The following is a 15,457-nucleotide window of genomic DNA, read 5'->3' on the forward strand; positions in this document are numbered from 1 at the left end:
AAACCTAATCGCGACAGCATCATCGCGTTGCTGGTGGATAGGATGGCGCATCGTTAAATCGGCGATACACCACTTGCGACGGGCGGCCAGTAAGATAATTGTCGACACCATCATTGAGAGCTCGAACATAAACGCCAAGCGCTCCATCAATTGCGTCGATTGTACGTGCAATGTCCGTATCACTGTGCGTGTAGCTTACAACCAGAGACGGCATCAAAACACCGCGCCGGATGGTCTCCTGAAGGAAAAGTGTCCGCAACGCCTGAGAGGATTGTCCATTCTCGTCGAGAGTAGCGTAAGCCAGGCAGCAAGGGCGTCCGACCAAGCGAACATTGTTTTCCAACCCATGGGCTGAAATCGCCGTATTGACCCCTTCGACAAGCTTCCGCCCCTGTTCGTAAAGCCGTTCAATGACAGGCTCATCGCGATAGACTTTCATGGTGGCGATTGCAGCCGCCATAGCGTGCGTTTCGGCCCCGTGCGTGGTCGAAAGCAAAAAGACGCGGGCATAATCGGTTTGGGTAAGCCCACCGAGCTGCATATATTCAGCTTTCCCTGCAAGTGCCGAGATCGCGAAGCCATTTCCCAAAGCTTTACCAAAGCAAGATAGATCAGGCTCGATGCCATAAAGCTTCTGAGCGCCGCGCATATGCCAGCGAAAGCCCGTTATCATCTCATCGAGGATAAATAGAGCACCATTTTCATGGGCAATCCGTTTTGCCTCATGCAGAAAGTTATCTTGAGGTTCATCCATCCGCGCGGGTTCAAGAATTAGCGCTGCAATCATGCCCGGATAATTTTCAAACAACGTTCTCACGCTCGCAATGTCATTGTAGCGAAAAGTGGTCGTCAACGCTGACACCGATGCAGGAATACCTGCATTCATTTTCGTCGTTCCGATGAACCAGTCATCAGTCGAGAAAAACGGATGATCGGCACAACATGCTATCATATCGCGACCGGTATAGGCGCGCGCCAGACGCACAGCTCCGGAGGTGGCATCCGATCCATCCTTGCAGAATTTCACCATTTCTGCTCCCTCGATCAGCTCAAGGAAACTCTCCGCACATTCAATTTCAATCGCGCTGGGGCGTGTAAAGTTGCAACCATCCTGCAACGAATCACGCGCCGCATGCAGCACCGGGGGATAGGCATGTCCAAGTCCCACGGCGCGATTGCCCATTCCGTACTCAATATACTGGTTTCCATCGACATCGAACACATGCGATCCGGAACCACGTTGTATGAAACCCGGCGCCAGGACCGGATATTGATCATCACCTTTGGCATAGGTATGGCAGCCGCCCGGTATGAGGGCATGGGCTTTACTTCTGAGCAATTGCGAATTGCGAAACCGGGATGTGAAAAGGTTCATGACCTTGTCCCTTTGTTAATTACCAGTTTTGACGATCACACTGTGGACCAGGCTGTGTTGAGGCGCTCTCGCATCTGTCGGAGCCAGTTCTTGACTGGTTTGGGCAGCCGGCTTCGCAGGCTTGAATGCAAAGCGTTCGGCATTGTCCATTGTGAGAGCGCTAAAGATTGGGCAATGGCGGGCCGGTTCTGCATCAGGTTTTCGAGAAGCCCTGCATAGGCCTGCCCCGCCAGATCACTATTGAAAGCTACCGCGACTTTAAGGACGGCAGCCTGAGCCATTTCCATTCTCAACTGCTTATTGTCTGCAAGAAGATCTATATGACGCGCGGCCTGTCTGAAATCTCCAACAGGAAACAAAAAGCCATCTTCACCGTTTGTGACGATTGTATCGGTCACGCCCGCGATCTTCGAAACGACGGCAGGGCAACCCTGGCTCATTGCTTCAATTAAAGTAAGGCCAAACCCCTCAAAACGGGATGGCATAACCATAACGTCGTGCTGACTGACAAGCCAGGGGACATCTGATGGTGCGACCCAACTCGTAAAACTTACTTTCTCACGAAAACTTTCAAGCCGATGGCGCAGTTCAACCAAATCCGGACCGTCACCCGCGACGGTCAGATGATAGTCGCATTTTAGCTCACGCAGAATGGTGGGTAGCCAGAACACACCTTTAGAATTGTCCTCAATTCGCCCGAGATAAAGCAACCGTAAAGGTGCGTTTTCACCCTGCGGGGAGGCCATCTGCGGGGCGAGAATGTCCTTGCTCAGGCCATGTGGGATAACCAACGTTCGCGCGGCATCAAAGCCATATTGGTTGACCAGATCATCCCGGCAACGTTTTGATACGCCAACCGTCGCATGAACATGATCGCGAATTGCACGAGCGGCCGCATAAGTTCCCGGCGTGATGTTGTGCACGATCATAATACGCAAGATGTCATCTGGGAGATATCGCACCAGATTTGTTTCAAAGCGGCTGGACAGGACATTCACGAACACCGCTTGAAATTTGTTATCGCGTAGAAACGCGATCATCCTTCTGGCACGTGTTTCCTCGTCCAGCACGCCCATCTGATCAATTGCATCGCCTTTTCGCAACGCATCACTTAGTCCCTGACCTGCAGGTGGAAAACTGATCGTTTCTCCTGCTGCTCCCGCAGCAAGCCACCGCAATTCAATGCCGGATTGTCGAAGTGACGAGCTCAGGCGCGTAAATACAGAGTAGGTCCCACCGATATGTGGACGGACAAAGTAAGCACATTTCATGATCACAACCCTGCTGCCCAGAGACCAAGACTTCGAGGGAAAAATCCCTCGAAGCCTTACTCCGGTATATCGGGGGGCGTTTGATATACCGCTTGCCAGTGTAACGAAATTGCTCGACAGCGCATTTTGTCTATGAGGGGTATATCCCTTCATACATTAGAGGATGGTGTTCACCCTTCTGCCAGTTTTCATAATAACTCATACCGGCTTAGCTTGTGAATGCAGCTGGAGACACTTGTATGAGAATAGGTCTTTTCGGTCAGTTCGGTTCTGGCAATACCGGCAATGACGGATCGCTTGAAGCAATGCTGCAACTGTTGAAACGTACATGCCCTGGCGCTCAACTCATCTGTATATGTTCAAGACCTGAAATCATTGATGAGAGATTTCAAATAGACGCGATTCCTGTTGGGCAGCCTGCATCAGACAATGCATTCATCAGGCTGATCAATAAGGTTCTCTTACAGTTTCCACGCCGTATTACCGGCTTTCTAGGTGCTGTGTCGTTCGCTCAGGGAATTGATCTGATCATCGTTCCGGGCACCGGTATTCTTGATGACTTCAATGAAGATCCGTTTGGCTGGCCATTTGCCGTTCTGCGTTGGTCGGTGGCCGCAAAATTGGCGGGGGCGCGTTTTGCTTTCATTTCCATTGGTGCAGGACCTGTCACTCATCCTCTCAGTCGCTTTTTCGTCCGCAAAGCGTCGATGATGGCCGCTTACCGTTCCTATCGCGATCAGGTTTCATACGATTTCATGAAGTCTTTGAACGTCGATGCTGCAAAGGACGGTGTCAGTGCGGATATCGCGTTTGCGCTTCCGACTGTCGAAGACGAGTTACGTAACAGCGGCGATCAGCGGGTCGGTTTGGGCATTATGACTTATAAAGGCTGGAAAAAGCGGGCTGCCGACGGTGCTGCAATTTACAATAATTATCTCGACAAGATGACCGAGCTGATTGACGAACTTGTGCTGGACGGACGGCAGGTGCGCCTTCTCACCGGTGATAAGGGCGATCTTGAGGCCGTTTATGATCTGCAAAAACGTATCCGCGCGCCCAATTTAAGTAATGTTATTTTCGAGCCCGTTGCCTCTCTGAATGACCTCATGCAGCAAATTGCAAAAACGGATATCGTCGTTGCCAGCCGATATCATAACATCGTTTGCTCTCTTTCCATGGGCAGGCCCGCAATTTCGATTGGCTATGCCCGTAAGAATGATGCACTTCTAAATGACACCGGCCTGAGTGAATTTTGCCATCACATCGAGAACTTTGATCCGAAAATATTACTCGCTCAGATCGATAATATGTTTTCTCACCGCGAAGAACTCGTCAAAACCGTCAACGCTGGTGTGGCGGTCTATCGCGAGCGACTTGCCAAACAAGAAGAGGTCTTGCGCGTCCATCTTCTCCAGAAAATAAGATAATCCCAATTTTGACGGATCATTACGGGGAAAGCCGCCGGCGACGCTGAAACAAATAGTCAAAAGGTGGCATCAAGGCCATCAGGGGATGCCTTTTAAGCGCAAAGGTCATCAGAGATACAGACCCTTCTTCGCGTCTGACAAGATTTGACCACGCCGACCAATAAGCTCGTTTGGTAAGGCAATCACACGCTGCCGCGAGATATTGTTTGGCCTGCGGCATATCTCGGCCGTCATTCTCGAAGAATGAGCGAAATCCAGCTTCAAACTCTCGATTCCAGTGCATGATTCCTGCAACCTTAGCCGACTGGTTGTTCGAATGAACACGCGCATAAGCCTGGACAGATTCAGTCGAGGCAACATTCCCGAACAACGCCAGACGCAACCACATCTCAAGATCATCAGTATGCGGAAGTGTTTGGCGGTAATATCCGGCCTGTTTCTGAACTGATGTACGCAACACCGCCGTCGGCCCGGCGACCGGGTTGAAAGCATGTTTGCATGCAAGTTCAATGAAGTCAGTGCCAGAGCTGATATTCCATTGCCCACAGCCCGCAATCGTGGGTCTTTGGGGACGCTTTTCATCTTTTGAGATTTTTTGGGTCGCCCCATATGCAAGGTGAGCATCGGGACATTGCTCAAGCACATGCACAGCCCGAGACAATGCTCCATGCGCAAGCAAATCATCAGCGCATAATATAAGAAAATACTCGGACCGCGCCCAATCGATACCTTCGTTAAAAGACGCATGCGGCCCTGCATTTTTTGATCTTAGTAACAGTTCGATGCGCTTGTCATGCACTGCAAGATCACGCGCTATTGCTGCACTATTGTCTTCAGATGCGTTGTCAATGATGAGCAGACGGACGTTGACACCCGTTTGCGATAGCACACTATCTGCACATTCAAGCAGATAATGACCATAATTATAGTTGGGTATCACAACGTCGACAGTTGGCTGATCGGTGAACCGCGTCTGCATAACCTGCCTCATTCCGCTGGCTCGGATAGGTTTGATCGCAGCAGTCGCGACCAACCAAAACTGCGTGCGAACTTACCAAAAAGCCATCTGAAAATCGGGATAAGCTCTTCCCTGAAGGGATGACGGATTATAAACAACGCCAAGAGCCAGCCAGCGACAGCCACTACCCCAGTGATAACTGCTCTCGTCCAATGCATATCAAGATTAAATCCATCCGCTGCCACCATGATAAGCGGGCCTGCAAGCGCAAATATAGTAACAAGTGCACTCTTCATCAGTTCTTTGGCGAGTACCCGATAGGAAAAATTCACGTGCTTTCGCACATAAAGAATGGCCACAATCATTTGAAAAGGCAAACTGATGAACTGGCTCAACGCCACAGCAAGCAATCCGTGAAATGCTGCAAGACACAAGATAATCGTGGCGACAGATCTTGAAATGAAATTGGAAACGAAAGCCTCGCGGTTTGCACCAAGTGCCATGAGAAGGGGATAGGTCAGAATGACTGGAAACCAGAACAGGCTTGCAAGACTTGTGATGGCAACAATAAGTGCTGCTTCAGACCATCCCGGCCCCAAAATGATACGAACAGCAGGATAAGCCAAAAGTGCCAGTAGCGCCTGTGCAGGCCAATAAACGACTGAAATATAAGACAAAGCCCGAACATAGGCGCGACTGATATCGCCGCCTGCACGAACGTGCGCCGAAAGCATAGGAAATGCGACCGTGAAGACTGCAGAAAGAAAAACACGATCAGGCAACCCGCTTACGGTGTTTGCACGATTATATATGCCAACAGATGCAATCGGCATGAAACGCCCAAGCATCAGTTGAGGGAAGGTTTCGCATATCTTGTTCAGACCGGCATTGCCGCCGAGATAAATGCCAAATCTCCAGGCCACATCAATGCTGGCGAATGAAGGACGTAACAGACGCCCAAGAGGATAGATGGCCATCGCCAAACCCGTTGTCATCAACGCACTGGCAAGCAACCCGAAAGCAAAACACATATGCCCAAAGCCACACGTAGCCATCCCAATCGTCACAGCCGCTCCGAAACCAGAACCGGCAGTGCGAATTCTGGCAAGAATACCAAATGCCATTTCACGTCGCAATAATGCTACGACCGGTAATGAGATGCTTTCGACGATTGCCGCGATGATGGTTATATCGAGGAACATCAATAACAACGGATCATGATAGGACGCCGCAAAATACTCCCGCGCCAGATAAAGCCCGGCCGAGAGCAGCAGTGTTACAATCATGAGGAAGGTCATCGAAGTCCTGATGTCGTGGTCCTCGACTTTTTCAATCCGGATCAGAAATTCAGGGCTGGCAAACTCGCGTAAAGAAAAGACAATTGCCGCGATACTCAACCCTACCACACCCGCGCCTGTTTCAGCCGGACCGAGAAAGCGGGAGACTGCAATAACTGTCAGGAAATTAAACAGCAGGCCAGCATATTGCTCCAGCGCGGCCATAAGAATGCCTCGTCGGCTACCGCTCATCATCTGCTCCTCTTCGGGAGTTCAGGCAAAGCGTGTTTCGATCCGAAGACCCTGCTAAGTTTTTCGGACTGCGCTGCAAGCTGCTTGTGTTCTTTCAAGATATTTTATCCCCCCGGACGGACGAAACAGAACAGCAATGGGCTGCGTTTCATTCTGGTGCGTAAGGATAACCGTTTGCGGCCAACGGGGAACGTCACCGTTGGTGTTAGGCCCTGACCTGAAAGGAGTATGGTGCACGCTCTATAGCCAAGTCGTCGGTGCGTGCGTGAGCCGGTAAAAATCTAGCCAGTCCTAATTTTTACCCGCGCCAGGGAGGAGACATGATCAGTCTTTTCTGCATCACGCTTCTTGCTTTTACCTTATCAGTATTGTTCTGCTTAGGGTTTCGCGGACTTGCTCGCGAGTGGTATCTTATTGATATCCCCGATGCCCGGAAGAGACATGATGGAAATGTGCCCCTTTGTGGGGGAATAGCGGTTTTTCTTTCATTCCTGGTAGCAGTTGTTCTGACACCATCCTTGGCAGGCTCAGCGAATGCTATAGCTTTGTTACCAGGCCTGTTTCTGATCCTTGCAACCGGCGTTCTGGACGACAGGTTTAATCTTCCCGTCGCACCGCGCCTTGCAATGCAAGTGGTTGCTGCATTCCTGATTATCGGAATTGCTGGATTAACACAGATCCATCTTGGTCTTGCTGTAGGTGCAATACAAAGCGTATTCCTCCCAGCAACAGAAATTCCGGGCGAAGTTCTGGTGGGGCCGCTTTTCCTACTTATCGCACTCGCTTTTGTGGTCGGCCTCGTGAATGCCATCAATATGAGTGATGGTGTTGACGGTCTTGCAGGCTCAGCGAGTGCTGTGGCCTTTTTCTGGCTGGCAGCTATCTGCTTCTGGGTAGGCGAAAACCGCATCGGCTTACAGACACTGGCCTTAGCAGCTGCATGCAGCGGTTTTCTCCTGTTCAACATGCGGCATCGCTGGCGTGCAAAAGCCAGTCTCTTTCTCGGTGACGGCGGCAGTACTTTTCTCGGTGCGACACTTGCCGGGATAATCCTAATTCTCACAAATGCGCATGCCGAAATAGCCTTTCCGGCCGTGCTGTGGGTGGTTGTCGTTCCAGTGACCGATACACTCAGCCTCATTGTGCGTCGTCTTGCAGCGCGCAGAAGCCCGTTCTCTCCTGATAGGCAGCATTTGCATCATCTGTTCATGGACACCGGGTTATCAGCAGGACAGACCGCAGTTGCCGTCATGGCACTCAATTTCCTGGCAGGCGCCATAGCCTATATTTCGATACGACTGGGAATACCCGCCTGGTCAATGCTTATAGCGCTCATTATCCCGGCAATTGCACACACGCTGTTCGTCCTGCGCACCAACAGAGGTTTGCGCCCTGTTGTTAAAATAACGGCGGCAGAGCCAGCTCAAACGACAAAAGCTAACGTGACTCTACCAGGGGCAACTTCATGAGCGTTTCCGTTCTTATCATGACATGGAATGAAGAGGTAAATCTACCGGCCTGCCTGTCCTCGCTGGATTGGTGTGATGATATTGTCGTACTCGATTCATTCAGTGACGACCGCACGGTAGAACTCGCAAAAGCTGCAGGCGCACGTGTGTTTCAGCGGCCTTACGATACCGAAGACCGACAGCGAATGTACGGACTAACTGAAATAAAATTCAAACACGATTGGGTCTACACACCGGATGCCGACGAGATAACGCCTGCAGATTTGCGTGATGAAATGCTGGCAATAGCATCAGATCCAACCCGGCCAGAAGTGTTCTTTAAAGCACGCTACAAAAACATGTTCATGGGTCGCTGGATAAAACATGCGAGCCTTTATCCCACATGGATCACCCGTTTGGTGCGTCCTGATCGCGTCCGATTTGAACGCTCAGTACATTCGCGTGCAAGCGGTGGCCCAGAAGGCGCTTTACAGTCGCATTTCATTCACTACAGTTTCAATAAAGGCCTTGAGGCCTGGTACGACAAGCACAATCGTTACTCTTCGGCCGAAGCTGATCTTTCGTCCAACCGTCTGCTTGAACGAAAGATTGACTGGGGTGGCATAATTTCCACTGCGCCAGAGAGGCGAAGACGGGCGCTAAAATCCCTTTCTTATCACATGCCCTTCAGGCCATCCCTGCGCTTTCTTTACATGTATCTGGTGCGTCGAGGCTTCCTTGATGGAAAGCCCGGCTATCTTTATTGTCGGCTTCTTGCTGCTTATGAATTCATGATCGTTATCAAGATGGAAGAGCGGCGTCGCAATCAAAGCGTCAAGTTGGACAGCGCACCGGTTCGCCATGGCCTGGAGAATAAAGAACCAGAGCGGCGTATGGTATGATGTTATTGATCTTCCTGCCCTGTGCCGTTCTCTTCGGGTTGGCTGCAATGTTTTATTCAGAACCTGTTCTGACATTGCAGGATGATGGCACTAAAGCTGATGTTATTGTTGTTCCCGGTGGCGATGGACCACCACGGGCAGCGCAGGCAGCGCGCCTCTGGAAAGAAGGTCGTTCGCCACTTATTCTGATTACTGGCGATGGCGACTGCCTTTTCAATAAGCAGATAATGGTTCGTGACGGCGTGAACCCATCCGCAATCCTCGTAGAATGCCAATCGGGCAGCACTTGGCAAAACGCTTATTATTCCGTGCCTGTCATGCGTGAAATTCAGGCAAGAAAAGCGTTGATTGTTACGAACTGGTATCATTCGCGTCGTGCAATAGCGAGCTTTCGCGCAGCCTGCCCGCAAATGCATTTCAGTTCTTCGCCCATTGGAGGAGACGGCCGACAGACAGGCTTTCCTACCACCCCTGCCGATATAGAACTGGTGGCAAAAGAATACGTGAAACTAGGCTGGTATCTGGTGTCTGGCCGCATTTTCCCATGGGATCTGGTTCCGGACAATTCCTCCCCTACCCTCTCCAGCGTGTGCGCGCCTTATGGTAAAAGCCCATGAATATTTCACTCACCTGGATTTTTGTTGGTCTTGTGGGATGCTTTCTGGCAGGTGGGCTGCTGTTTCGCGCAGAACGTATGTACCAGTTTCCTTTTCTTGCAGGCGTAATGACATTTGGTTTCCTGCTGCCACAGATTCCGGCTTTGGTGCATGACCAGTTTCTACCATCAGGTGCTTACGCCAAGACAATGTTTATGGGAATTCTATCGCTCGCAATGCTGGCACTTGGTTGGCGTATGACCAAAAAGCCCATCGGCTTTCTCAGCATGAGCTTTAGTGAACGCCGCCTAATCTGGGCTGCAGCAGGACTATCGGCATTTGGTGCAATCTTCTATTTTCTTTTAAGTCGTCTGCCCGGTGACGTTTCAATCGGAATGCAGATGACAGGCATTCCCGTTGTCTATCTGTTCTTTGCTCAGCTTATGCCCTATGGCCTCGCAATCGCCCTTCTTTGCTTTGCACGCCGGCCTTCATGGACTGTGCTGGCGATTATCGCTTTTGATCTGGTTTTCTATCTCGACCGCATTCTCGTAACGGGAAAGCGCGCAGAGGCAATTCAGCTTTTGCTTATGATATTGCTCGCTTTGTGGTTCTACCGTCGGTTTGTTGTGCCGCGCATTCTTATGTCATTGGGCATTCTTGCGGGGACGTTTCTGATGACGAGCATGGGCGACTATCGCCAGATTACGCGCGCAGCCTCAGGCTTTGTTCTCGATGACATTATGCAGATCGATTATGCGGAAAACTTCAATGAGACGCTGGAGCGCGGCGGTCTCGAAATGCGCAATGCGGTGCAGCGTATTGACGAAATCGACAGGCGGTTGGAGTTTGATTACGGCAAATTTCACTGGAACCGCGTGATCTTCACTTTTGTCCCAGCGCAGCTCGTCGGCTCGAAATTGAAGGATTCACTTCAGTTCAACACGCCCAAACCAAGCCGCGACTACAATCCTTCGACGGGCACAACCGAAACCGGACTGGTCGATGCATTTGCATCATTCTGGTACTTCGGCGCTTTCAAGTTTCTGCTCCTTGCATGGATAATGCGTAGGCTTTGGGAAACTGCGATGGCTGGAGAAATGCTGGGGCAACTGGTCTATATGTTATCGATCGTGCCAGCCATGCATGCAATATCGCATCAGACTGACTGGGTTATTCCGGTCTGGATCCATATGGCGATTTTCCTGATACCTGTTCTATCGCTTTGCCGCATACGCAATCAGTCAGTGGGTCTGCCGACACCGTTGCAACGCAATCCGCACATCCCTCAATTTATGTAAAGGATGGGAATGATGTCTATTACATCGCGATCAGATTCTCACATCACCATAAATGGACGGAAGGGCTCCTCCCGTCCAATGGAGGGCGGAGCAACCTTCACATTAACACACCGTCTTCAGCGTCTCTTCTGGCAACTGACATGGTTTTCTCTGGCGGCATGGACACCTTCTTTCCTGTGGCGCTGGCGAGCGATGATATTGCGGGCATTCGGTGCCCAAATTCACAAAACTGCCATTGTGCGCGGTAGCGCCCGGATATGGTGGCCGGGAAATCTTGTCATGGATGCCCATTCTTCACTTGGCCCGGAGGTTCTTTGTTATAACGTTGCGCAAGTAACACTGGCTCCTTATGCCATTGTCTCGCAACGCGCCCATCTGTGTACCGCAGGCCATAATATCGATCAGCACGACTTCCCGCTCACTGCAGCTCCGATTGTCATCGGGCCTTGTGCCTGGATAGCTGCAGAAGCTTTTGTCGGACCGGGAGTAAATGTGGGGGAAGGTGCCGTATTGGGGGCAAGAGCAGTCAGTTTCCGAAGTATGGAACCATGGATGGTTTATGCTGGTAATCCAGCGACACCAATACGTCCAAGACGAAAATCAGCTTAGAGCGCATCCCGAAAAGTGTGAAACGGTTTTCGGACAAAGAAGCGCGTTAAAACAAATATTTAGAGCGCCTTCCGAGAAGTGAAAATATAGATCAGAGCGCCAGTTTTCTTCAACTTGGCGCTCTGAATGCCGGAAATAGCCCTCATGTTACAGTGATAGTTTTCAGAGCATCCTGACCAGAGACTACCTCAGCCTTAGGAAGTTGCCATGTCTGATAAGCATCGATAGTTTGATGGGCAATTCGTGGCCAAGTGTAATTCTTGCGCACCAGGCGCGCCCCGGCAATGCCCATTTGACCGGCACGCTCAGGATCTTCGAGTATATGAATGAGCCCCGCTGCGACTGCTCCCGGAGATAGGGTGCATACGACACCGGCATTCGCATCAGCGACTTCAGGAAAATGGCAAGCGTCCGTGATGACAACTGGAACACCACAGGCAAGCGCTTCAGTAATTGCAACGCTAAAGCCCTCCTGACGGCTGGGCAGACAGAAACAGGCAGCGTTCTTCAACGCCTTGATCTTAGCGTCGCCATAAAGACCACCCGTCAAGTGCACACGATCTTCAAGACCGGCCTCACGAATGGTTTTCAGAAACTCTGTTTCCGCCCCACCATCGGGTCCCGCAACCACAAGATCCACTTCGGGGAAGAAAGAAGCAATCCGTCGAAATGCATCGGCCAGAATGTCGAGGCCCTTTTTATAATGCAGTCGAGACAAGAAAAGCACATAGGGACGATCAGGCAAGTCAGCTCTGGTACCCTCACGCCCCTCTACTTCACTGAGAAATATTCCGTTTGGGATGATAATAGATGGAGGCTTTAAGCCCAACGGTCGCATCAGCTCAATCTCATCTTGATTAAGCGCCTGGATAAATGCTGCTCCATCAAGCATTTTGCGGAAACCAAACTTCAATGCGAGTTTCTTTTTCCAAGCCTTTTGTTGCATACTCCAAACATCAAGCATGCCACAACAGCATATGCAGTAAGCAACACGATAGCGACGACAGAGCATTGCCGCTCTTAGCAAGTTGGATTCCCACACACCATGAATGTGTACAAAATCTGCTGAACGTATAAGGGAGGACATCGCTTTAGCGGCGTGACTACCCAAAAACTTCTCACGTATATCGGGCATTGCAAGCAGGAATGTTCGCACCTTACCGAAACCGGGGATCGCAGCTGTGGCTTTTACAGCGCGATAATTGATCTCATCATCACTATAACTGACTATAGTCACGTCGTGCCCGAGAGATGCCTGAGCTGCAGCAAGACGAACGACGACCGCTTGCGGACCGCCTTTAGCGGGGTCGAATGACCCAATGACATGGACGATCTTCATGAAGCTTCACCCATCGAGAGTTGTGACAAGGCTTTGACCAACCGTTCGCCGTAGCGCAAAATGGTGAAATCGCTCGCTCTTTCGCGTGCATTCTCACTCATCCTGAACAGTGTCATGGGATTACTCGAAAACCGACGAAGGATCTCGACGGTTTCATCAACATCACGGATCGGGACGATGTATCCATCTATTCCGTGGCGAACAACGCTTCCGGTATTCTCAGTACAGATCACTGGAAGACCTGCGGCGAGAGCCTCATAACATGCTGTTGCCGATCCTTCGCACAATGAAGGAAGATAGAAAACGTCCGCCCATTCAAACTGTGATCGCATTTCGCTGCGCGGTATTGGACCTGTCAGCTCAACGGCCTTTTTAAGCTGTTCATACGCTTCTGGCTGGATATCGACTGGTCCAACCATACGAAACTGAACCTGTCCATTGAGCTTTCGCGCGACCTCGCCCACATAGGGTGAGCCTTTTCTAAGCCCCACCGCTCCAACGGTTAAAACCCTCAATGGTCCCGGTTGACGGGCCCTTGGACTGATCGAAAAGCGATCATCGACACCATAGGGCACTACGACCACTTTTTCGGGCGCACAGCCCGCTTCTATCACGTGTTTTGCTACAAAATTCGACGGACATATCACGGCGTCTGCGATCTGCCATTCGGCCTTTTCTCTTGCGGCGAAGGCTGCGGCATTCTCATCGTCAGTCGCCGATACTTGCCAGCCTGGATTTAGAATTTCCTCCTCACAGGCCAACTGATCGACAATGCCACGCGGCGCAATCATTTGTTCAACTGCTGTCCAAAGGCCCTGTTCTTTTGCCGCGCTCAAAAGTTCGAGTGCTTCTCCACTGAACGCATAGACCCCGCTTGCACCATGAAAGCCCTTGGCTGCGACCAGCTTACCAAACGTCTCACCCGCCCATATCGCATTGGCAGTGGACCGTGGGCCCGTCTGGTTGGCCAGTCTTCGCATCGCGGAATGGAGACCAAAAGTCGGAAAAGTTGTCATATTTTCTTGAGGAATACCCTGCGGTGCACGCCCTACCAGTCGCCGCACTGCAGTTGGCAACACCGTGGAAGGCAACCTATTGAGAAGCCTCGGCCATCCCTGCAAGGCGCAAATATCAGTGTAAAAATGTGCGAGCCTCTGATGATTTGCAAATATGCGAGGCACCGCATAATGCATTCGCGCGCCCAATTGGCTTACGACAAAAGAGCCTTCCATCACATTTTCTCCGCATGAAACCGCCGGTCGAGAACCGGCATTGCTGAGAGCTGGCCTTTCCTCACTATTCGGCCAATTGCTGACTGCCAGACGGCAGCGCCAAATTCGCGCGAATAAGCAGTTTCCATGAGATAGCGTGCATTGTTTCCCATGGTATTGCGATTGAGCTGTGAGTTTCGCAACAAAAGTATCGCGCTAATCAGCATCTCGACCTCACCCGGACACAGCGACAAGCCGCAGTGAAAATCGCGTACAACAGTTGCTATCTCGCCGTCAGGGTCGCCAATGAAAATTGTCGGACGCGCAGCTGCTAAAACACCATAGAATTTGCTCGGCACAATACAGTGTTCAAGCTCAGGTTTCAGCGACACCAGATGAACATCCGCAGCTCCAAGGCTTTCTGAAAGCTGCTCCACCGGCTGGAAAGGTTTCATGACAACATTCGATAGTCTGCGTCGTTTGACTTCTTGTTCGACATAGGCGCGCTGTTGTCCCTCGCCAATCATCAAAAAGACGATATCCGAATTCGTTTGAAGCTGTTCTGCCGCATCAAGCACAGTGCTGAACTCGTGCGCCCGACCAAAATTGCCTGAATAGCCAATGACAAACTTTTCCTCCAGTCCCCATAGATTGCGCAACGCATTCTCTTCACGGTTCACTGGCAGGATTTCGTTTTTATCTGCCCAGTGATGCACCACTGCCAGATTGTCAGAAGGTATGCCTTTTTCAGACAAGTAGTGTGCCATCTTCTCTATCGGGCAGATCGTAAGTGCGGATTGGCGCATCGACCAGTTGCGTAACGCAACAGCCAGTCTGCCGGATGCATTTTGGTGTTTCATCAATCCCAGTTCGATGGCCGTTTCGGGGAACAGATCCATGACCCAGTTAACGAGGTGCGCTCGTCGGAACCGAACAGGTAGTGCGGCAGAAACGGAAAGGAGTGGTGGATCAGTGCAAACCACGCATATATCGTCCTTCTTTGCGTTGGCAGCAAACCATGCCGCAGCCGAGAGGTGAAACGTTGCATAGTCAATTGCCCGACCCGCAAGTTTCTTGCGACCAAAACCAGACGTCCATATTCGGTGGACATCGACACCCTCGATTGTTTCGCGCGCGGGTAAAACAGGTTTGCCATTTTCGTGGTAGTTGCGGCTGGCAACCACGGTGGTCTCTACACCTTCGCGCACCAGTTCATGTGCCAGGCTCGTCACCATCCGGCTCGTCGCGGATTGATCGGGATAAAAATACCTGTTTGCCAGAACCACACGCATGATTTTGATTTCCCATAGCTCGATCGGGTTTTGATCAGGATGGCAACACCATCTCCAATGTCGCAAGGAGCCCAATGGCATAGGGAACACAGACAGCGGGCGAGAGGCCTACCTCTTTTGTCTAAACAGGGCATGCTCAATGCAATTTGATGCTTATCCGAAGTGGGATACTTGGCGTCTGTATTACCGTTTTGAAGCC

The 15,457-nt window shown here is 51.1% G+C and carries 13 protein-coding genes; 6 read left to right on the top strand and 7 right to left on the bottom strand.

Translation table 11 applies throughout. From position 1 onward, the window contains the following. Window positions 1–19: 19 nt before the first annotated feature. Both ACSME1_RS19565 and ACSME1_RS19570 read right to left on the bottom strand, forming a co-directional pair. Window positions 20–1,375, bottom strand: a complete 1,356-nt coding sequence (locus ACSME1_RS19565) for a glutamate-1-semialdehyde 2,1-aminomutase (RefSeq protein WP_435655657.1) — start codon at window positions 1,373–1,375, stop codon at window positions 20–22. Window positions 1,376–1,410: 35 nt separating this feature from the next. Beyond that, on the bottom strand, window positions 1,411–2,646 hold the full coding sequence (locus ACSME1_RS19570; RefSeq protein WP_435655658.1) for a glycosyltransferase family 4 protein: 1,236 nt from the start codon (window positions 2,644–2,646) through the stop codon (window positions 1,411–1,413). 239 nt (window positions 2,647–2,885) lie between these two features. Here ACSME1_RS19570 and ACSME1_RS19575 point away from each other — a divergent pair, with 239 nt between their 5' ends. Then, on the top strand, window positions 2,886–4,073 hold the full coding sequence (locus ACSME1_RS19575) for a polysaccharide pyruvyl transferase family protein (RefSeq protein WP_100557793.1): 1,188 nt from the start codon (window positions 2,886–2,888) through the stop codon (window positions 4,071–4,073). Window positions 4,074–4,092: 19 nt separating this feature from the next. On the opposite strand, the gene ACSME1_RS19580 is transcribed toward ACSME1_RS19575, so the two are convergent. Both ACSME1_RS19580 and ACSME1_RS19585 read right to left on the bottom strand, forming a co-directional pair. Then, complete coding sequence (locus ACSME1_RS19580; protein WP_435655659.1) at window positions 4,093–5,052, bottom strand: glycosyltransferase; 960 nt, start codon at window positions 5,050–5,052, stop codon at window positions 4,093–4,095. 8 nt (window positions 5,053–5,060) lie between these two features. Then, on the bottom strand, window positions 5,061–6,560 hold the full coding sequence (locus ACSME1_RS19585; RefSeq protein WP_100557791.1) for an oligosaccharide flippase family protein: 1,500 nt from the start codon (window positions 6,558–6,560) through the stop codon (window positions 5,061–5,063). Between the two features lie 320 nt (window positions 6,561–6,880). Between ACSME1_RS19585 and ACSME1_RS19590 the strand changes: the two genes are divergently transcribed. Genes ACSME1_RS19590 through ACSME1_RS19610 form a run of 5 tightly spaced genes read left to right on the top strand, consistent with a single transcriptional unit; the run spans window position 6,881 to window position 11,416 of the window. Next, window positions 6,881–8,029: an MraY family glycosyltransferase gene (locus ACSME1_RS19590; protein ID WP_100557790.1), complete on the top strand. Its 1,149-nt coding sequence runs from the start codon at window positions 6,881–6,883 to the stop codon at window positions 8,027–8,029. Further along, entirely contained in the window at window positions 8,026–8,910 is an 885-nt protein-coding gene (locus tag ACSME1_RS19595; protein WP_435655660.1) for a glycosyltransferase family 2 protein, read from the top strand. The genes ACSME1_RS19590 and ACSME1_RS19595 overlap by 4 nt, the downstream gene beginning before the upstream one ends. Further along, entirely contained in the window at window positions 8,910–9,527 is a 618-nt protein-coding gene (locus ACSME1_RS19600) for a YdcF family protein (protein ID WP_024896691.1), read from the top strand. The genes ACSME1_RS19595 and ACSME1_RS19600 overlap by 1 nt, the downstream gene beginning before the upstream one ends. Then, the gene (locus ACSME1_RS19605) at window positions 9,524–10,807 is read left to right on the top strand and encodes a hypothetical protein (protein ID WP_435655661.1); all 1,284 of its coding nucleotides are present in this window, start codon (window positions 9,524–9,526) and stop codon (window positions 10,805–10,807) included. Before ACSME1_RS19600 ends, ACSME1_RS19605 begins: the two co-directional genes overlap by 4 nt. Before the next feature lie 12 nt (window positions 10,808–10,819). Then, window positions 10,820–11,416, top strand: coding sequence for a putative colanic acid biosynthesis acetyltransferase (locus tag ACSME1_RS19610; RefSeq protein ID WP_084486712.1), 597 nt, complete (start codon window positions 10,820–10,822; stop codon window positions 11,414–11,416). Between the two features lie 142 nt (window positions 11,417–11,558). Here ACSME1_RS19610 and ACSME1_RS19615 read toward each other — a convergent pair whose 3' ends face one another. The 3 genes from ACSME1_RS19615 to ACSME1_RS19625 are packed head-to-tail and all read right to left on the bottom strand — an operon-like array spanning window position 11,559 to window position 15,258. Continuing rightward, window positions 11,559–12,755 (bottom strand): glycosyltransferase, encoded by a 1,197-nt coding sequence (locus ACSME1_RS19615; RefSeq protein WP_435655662.1) that lies wholly within the window; start codon window positions 12,753–12,755, stop codon window positions 11,559–11,561. Then, window positions 12,752–13,987, bottom strand: a complete 1,236-nt coding sequence (locus ACSME1_RS19620; RefSeq protein ID WP_435655663.1) for a glycosyltransferase family 4 protein — start codon at window positions 13,985–13,987, stop codon at window positions 12,752–12,754. Before ACSME1_RS19620 ends, ACSME1_RS19615 begins: the two co-directional genes overlap by 4 nt. Further along, a complete protein-coding gene (locus ACSME1_RS19625) occupies window positions 13,987–15,258 on the bottom strand; it encodes a glycosyltransferase family 4 protein (RefSeq protein ID WP_105535181.1) in 1,272 nt (423 codons plus the stop codon). The genes ACSME1_RS19620 and ACSME1_RS19625 overlap by 1 nt, the downstream gene beginning before the upstream one ends. Window positions 15,259–15,457 lie beyond the last annotated feature (199 nt).

This window comes from Brucella pituitosa (genome assembly GCF_965577835.1).
GTDB classification, from domain to species: Bacteria; Pseudomonadota; Alphaproteobacteria; order Rhizobiales; family Rhizobiaceae; genus Brucella; species Brucella pituitosa.

Coding starts and splice junctions, on each gene's coding strand:
- ACSME1_RS19575 (WP_100557793.1), top strand. CDS start 2,886: ATGAGAATAGGTCTTTTCGGTCAGTTCGGTTCTGGCAATACCGGCAAT.
- ACSME1_RS19620 (WP_435655663.1), bottom strand. CDS start 13,987: ATGGAAGGCTCTTTTGTCGTAAGCCAATTGGGCGCGCGAATGCATTAT.
- ACSME1_RS19615 (WP_435655662.1), bottom strand. CDS start 12,755: ATGAAGATCGTCCATGTCATTGGGTCATTCGACCCCGCTAAAGGCGGT.
- ACSME1_RS19610 (WP_084486712.1), top strand. CDS start 10,820: ATGTCTATTACATCGCGATCAGATTCTCACATCACCATAAATGGACGG.
- ACSME1_RS19605 (WP_435655661.1), top strand. CDS start 9,524: ATGAATATTTCACTCACCTGGATTTTTGTTGGTCTTGTGGGATGCTTT.
- ACSME1_RS19580 (WP_435655659.1), bottom strand. CDS start 5,052: ATGCAGACGCGGTTCACCGATCAGCCAACTGTCGACGTTGTGATACCC.
- ACSME1_RS19570 (WP_435655658.1), bottom strand. CDS start 2,646: ATGAAATGTGCTTACTTTGTCCGTCCACATATCGGTGGGACCTACTCT.
- ACSME1_RS19600 (WP_024896691.1), top strand. CDS start 8,910: ATGTTATTGATCTTCCTGCCCTGTGCCGTTCTCTTCGGGTTGGCTGCA.
- ACSME1_RS19590 (WP_100557790.1), top strand. CDS start 6,881: ATGATCAGTCTTTTCTGCATCACGCTTCTTGCTTTTACCTTATCAGTA.
- ACSME1_RS19565 (WP_435655657.1), bottom strand. CDS start 1,375: ATGAACCTTTTCACATCCCGGTTTCGCAATTCGCAATTGCTCAGAAGT.
- ACSME1_RS19595 (WP_435655660.1), top strand. CDS start 8,026: ATGAGCGTTTCCGTTCTTATCATGACATGGAATGAAGAGGTAAATCTA.
- ACSME1_RS19585 (WP_100557791.1), bottom strand. CDS start 6,560: ATGAGCGGTAGCCGACGAGGCATTCTTATGGCCGCGCTGGAGCAATAT.
- ACSME1_RS19625 (WP_105535181.1), bottom strand. CDS start 15,258: ATGCGTGTGGTTCTGGCAAACAGGTATTTTTATCCCGATCAATCCGCG.